The following is a 1944-nucleotide window of genomic DNA, read 5'->3' on the forward strand; positions in this document are numbered from 1 at the left end:
TTTTTTTTAACATGATACTTCTGATTTGAATTTATTTAGTTATTCACTTGATTTAGTTATCTAAAAAAGCTAAAGGATTGCTCGTATTCTCTGCAAAACCTAAAATACCCTTGTCACGGTGTTCATATAATAATTTCCCCTGATTATCAAATAAAAAGGTTGCTCCTCTTTGGGTAATATAAGATGCATCAGGTACATAAGTATTCCAGTTGCCTAAAACCTCTGTCATATTGCGTAAGCGTAGAGTTGCTAATTCAAAAGGACGTTGAAAGTCTTTTCCTCCTGCTAAGTTGAAAAATGATCCTTTTATAGGTGTTAGAGGAGTTGCTTTAACTACTTCCTCATCAGCAATTAATTGAGGAGAATTGCGATCGCCTTTATAACCACGAAATACTTCTTTTAACGTGCCTGGACTGCCGATTCCCGCACACATTAAGAGAAAATTAAACCAAGCATTTTGTTTTTTGGAAAAAAAAGGTAATTTAACCCTCAAACCTGGATATAACTCTAATTTTTGATGGATTTCAGCTTGGGGATCGACAAACAAACATTCAGTAGGAAAGCCTGTGTATTCGCCAAACTTTTTGCCCGAATTGCGATCGCCAATACCAATAGCTCTTACGACAATGCCTTTTTCTTGTAGCTTGGCTGATTCCCGTTGTAACCACCAAGCATATTCTAAATTATCGAAATCCCCTAACTGTGACCAAACAAGCACTAAAACACGATTTGCCGATTCAGTGTTACTCAAAATTGGTGTCATTACACCATCACTCACTCGTAAACGTTGAGTTTGTTTCAGAATCGAACCAGTATCCATATAACAATTTTAATAATAAAAAATACACTATTAAAGGAAATTCTATAGTATTAAATAGCGTATCGTATTTGCTGATGTAAAACGCCTAACGTTAATTAGGGTTTGCTGAAAAAGTTGTAGGTTTGAGATGGTTCACCGAGTTACCGAGTCAAAATAATTAGGCGAAAATGATTCAATAAATAATTATGAAAATACAACGCACAATTTACTGGGATAAACTAGCAGAAATCAAAGAACTAAAACAGTTTTTTGAAGAAGATTACCGACGATTTAAAAAGCTTATAGAAAATCACATTGAAGAGTTGGAAAAATTTTCTGATGAAGCTCTGGATAAATTTGCCAAGCTGCGGGTATTAGAGGTAACCAACGGTTGTACTCAGTGGGCATTTCGTCGTGGCGATCGAGAATGTTTATCAGTAGAACAGACTCGCGAATGCATGAATTTAGTCATGGGTTTTATGAAACGGACAGAATTATATTTCCCCAGTGAAGGCAAAATTGAATTTAACGACGAACAAAAAGTACTTATTCAAGCAGGACGCTCGCTATACAAAAATGCGTTTAAAGACAATATCAAGAAGTCAGAGCGCGAATACTACGCAGCATCTACTGCCCAGTTCATTGTCTACGATCGTGAACGGACAAAACGAGCTATGACATTAGTCAAGCAGGATTATGAAACTCTCTTTTCGCTTTACTACATTGAGAGGGGACAAAAATATATCGCTTCCTATTTAGAAGGATTTGAATAATCTTTCTTCACTTGCTAGCAAAGTTCTAAGAAGTGAAGAAAGACGTTAAGCAGAGCAGAGAATTTTGCCGATGAGCTTCATACGCCAGTGCGTTATGAACTTTTATCATTGCCTAATCATTTCTGCCACCTTGAATTCAGGGCTATCTAAAAATTAGGGCGTTGGTGAATGCATAATGCTGAGACAAGTTTTTACTAATCTATACTGTTATTTAAAATTATTTCAAAGCAAGAAAGCTTATAGCTTATAGCTTATAGCTACGAACCGTATTATTTTGGGTGACATTACTGTCTTGAACGAGTCCTAAAGGATACCGCTCCCCTAAAGGACTCGCTTCGCATCGCGCATATTGCTCATTGAGGGAAACCCAAG

The 1944-nt window shown here is 36.6% G+C and carries 2 protein-coding genes; one reads left to right on the forward strand and one right to left on the reverse strand.

All coding sequences use genetic code 11. From position 1 onward, the window contains the following. Positions 1-52: 52 nt before the first annotated feature. On the reverse strand, positions 53-820 hold the full coding sequence (locus tag H1P_RS33040) for a peroxiredoxin-like family protein (protein ID WP_144875684.1): 768 nt from the start codon (positions 818-820) through the stop codon (positions 53-55). 185 nt (positions 821-1005) lie between these two features. Here H1P_RS33040 and H1P_RS33045 point away from each other — a divergent pair, with 185 nt between their 5' ends. Continuing rightward, positions 1006-1572 (forward strand): hypothetical protein, encoded by a 567-nt coding sequence (locus tag H1P_RS33045; RefSeq protein ID WP_144875686.1) that lies wholly within the window; start codon positions 1006-1008, stop codon positions 1570-1572. Positions 1573-1944: the final 372 nt, after the last annotated feature.

Source organism: Hyella patelloides LEGE 07179, from assembly GCF_900659865.1.
Lineage (GTDB): Bacteria > Cyanobacteriota > Cyanobacteriia > Cyanobacteriales > Xenococcaceae > Hyella > Hyella patelloides.

Excerpts from the sequence above, each read along its gene's own strand:
- H1P_RS33040 (WP_144875684.1), bottom strand. The coding sequence starts at position 820 with ATGGATACTGGTTCGATTCTGAAACAAACTCAACGTTTACGAGTGAGT.
- H1P_RS33045 (WP_144875686.1), top strand. The coding sequence starts at position 1,006 with ATGAAAATACAACGCACAATTTACTGGGATAAACTAGCAGAAATCAAA.